This is a genomic window from Pedobacter nototheniae (assembly GCF_004335085.1).
GTDB classification, from domain to species: domain Bacteria; phylum Bacteroidota; class Bacteroidia; order Sphingobacteriales; family Sphingobacteriaceae; genus Pedobacter; species Pedobacter nototheniae.
Genome location: NZ_RQRS01000048.1, coordinates 1 through 2,407, shown reverse-complemented (window position 1 = coordinate 2,407; position 2,407 = coordinate 1). Strand labels below are relative to the sequence as shown.

The window sequence follows — 2,407 nt, the reverse complement described above, 5'->3', positions numbered from 1 at the left end:
GAGCATTTGCTGCAGTAAAAAGAGGAACACCCTACATATCAAACCTAGCAGCATAAATAATTCTAAAGTAATGCTTCTCAAAAAATAATTAACTTTTTGTTTGCATTAACCATAGAATACAGGTTTAATAACTTAAACCTTGCAGCAAAAACCAAATTACAAACCTAAGCCAAGTGGATAGCATTTAAGCATATATTATGGGTTAATTGCCTATAAATACTATATCCTTGAAAGAAGTTTAGTTAAAAATTGGAATCATGATATACCAATTAAAATGGCAATAAATGCGGAATATGATAAGCTTTTTTTAAGCAGTTTCATGGCTGCCGTTATATGGTTTTTTACCGTTTGTGCTGAAAGATCTAATTCGCTGGCTATTTCCTTTATAGATTTTTCTTGCTTCCTACTCATAGAAAACACCATTCGCATTTTTTCTGGTAAAAGGGCTATAGCGGCTTCCACTTCAACATTAAGTTCATTTAAAATCAATTTACTATCAGTTGCTGCCGCAACTTCTTCGTTCATTAAAAGGGCTAATGCTGCAATTTGTTTTTCCTTTAAGGCGGCCGATCGGTAATGATTAATCACCTTATATTTTACAGCTCCATAAAGGTAGGCCGATAAACTGTTTTCTACTTTTAACTGGTTGCGGTTTTCCCAAAGGGAGATAAAAATTTCTTGTGTTAAATCCTGCGCCAAATCTTCATCTCCCAATTTTTTAAAGGCTGCATCGAAAACGGTTTCCCAATGCTTATGGTAAATTAATTCCATAGCCACGTGCGAATCATTTTTTAGGGATGCTAGTAAATTTGTACTCAACGGATTTTTGAGGATTTATTTAGCGCAAAGCTACCGCTGCAATATTCCCTTAATATTAATAAATCTTAAAGTTCTGTGTTTTGAACCGTTCCAGTTTGCAGGATTCATTTTCTTTTTAACACAGTTTATTGAACAGAGCCAGAACAATGCCTCTCTAACAGGGAACAATGCCTCTCTAACAGGGAACATTGCCTCTCTAATAGGAGATTGTAAATTAGATTGTGTAAACGGAATAGAGTTAGAGTAAACTCTTAACTTTAAAACCATATATATATTATGCAATCCGAAGACAAAACAGAACAGCTATTTCCAAAGGGCTTCTTTAAACAGTTTAAAGACAAAGATTCCTTTCAAAACTATTTCAATTCTATTTTTAAACAGGGTGTGGAAGAAATGCTTCAAGGAGAAATGGATGAACATTTAGGCTACTATAAACATACCGTAGATGGCTACAACTCAGGGAATAGTCGCAATGGGAGTTTTCCTAAAACAGTGACAACAGAAAATGTAGGCGAGATTGTTTTGAACATTCCAAGAGACCGGAATGGGACATTTATACCTCAGGTTATCCCTAAAGGGGAAACGATCAGCACCAAGATACAGGAGGCTATACTGGGCATGTACAGCAGGGGAATGACCACCTCAGACGTTAGAAAACAGGTAGATGCTGTTTATGGTCTGGAAATAAGTGAAACGACTATTTCCAACATTACAGAACGCATCATGGATGCTGCCAGGGAATGGCAACAACGAACCCTGGAACCAGTATATTTTGCAGTTTGGATGGATGGTATTGTTATTAAGATCCGGGACGACAAAAAAGTAGTGAACAAGTGCGTCTACATCGTCATTGGACTCAAACAGGATGGTCGTAAAGAGGTGCTTGGCTTCTGGATCGAAAAGACGGAAACAGCTGCCTTCTGGATGACGGTATTAACCGAACTTAGGGCCCGCGGCGTAGAGGATATCCTTATTGCCTGTACCGATAACTTAAAAGGGTTTACCAAGGCCATATCGGCAGTCTTTCCCCAGGCCATTACACAGATTTGCATTGTCCATCAGATAAGGAACAGCTGCAAGTTTGTTGTCTATAAGGACCGAAGATCTTTTTGTCAGGACTTGAAAGTGGTATATACAGCAATCAATAAAGAAATTGCTTTGGAAGAGCTGAATAAATTCAAGGAAAAGTGGCAGGGCAAATACAAATATGCCATTACATCCTGGGAAGAAAACTGGGACAACCTTTCCAATTATTTTGAGTACCCACTCGAACTAAGAAAAATTATTTATACTACAAATGCCATCGAAAACCTCAACAGAGGAATAAGGAAATACACCAAAACAAAAACCCAGTTTCCCAATGAAAATGCAGCGGCTAAATCAGTTTATTTATCCATTAAAAACATTGAAGAAGCATGGAAAGGAACTATCCCAAACTGGGGGATAATCCTTAACCAGTATTTAAGGGTCTGTTCAATAAACTGTGTCATTGATTAAATCTGTCCTCAAAAAATATAGCAATTTGTGCTTGCATAATTTTCCATCCAGTCACAGGATTTATCCATCCATTTCTATGATTAATAAATAC

2 protein-coding genes are annotated in these 2,407 nt (G+C 37.1%); one reads left to right on the top strand and one right to left on the bottom strand.

Annotation, left to right across the window (positions count from 1 at the left end; translation table 11 throughout):
• Window positions 1–255: 255 nt before the first annotated feature.
• Complete coding sequence (locus EHC72_RS22400; protein WP_131539946.1) at window positions 256–819, bottom strand: RNA polymerase sigma factor; 564 nt, start codon at window positions 817–819, stop codon at window positions 256–258.
• A 276-nt stretch (window positions 820–1,095) separates the two neighbouring features.
• Between EHC72_RS22400 and EHC72_RS22395 the strand changes: the two genes are divergently transcribed.
• Window positions 1,096–2,316, top strand: a complete 1,221-nt coding sequence (locus EHC72_RS22395) for an IS256 family transposase (protein WP_131539945.1) — start codon at window positions 1,096–1,098, stop codon at window positions 2,314–2,316.
• The last annotated feature ends 91 nt before the right edge of the window (window positions 2,317–2,407 follow it).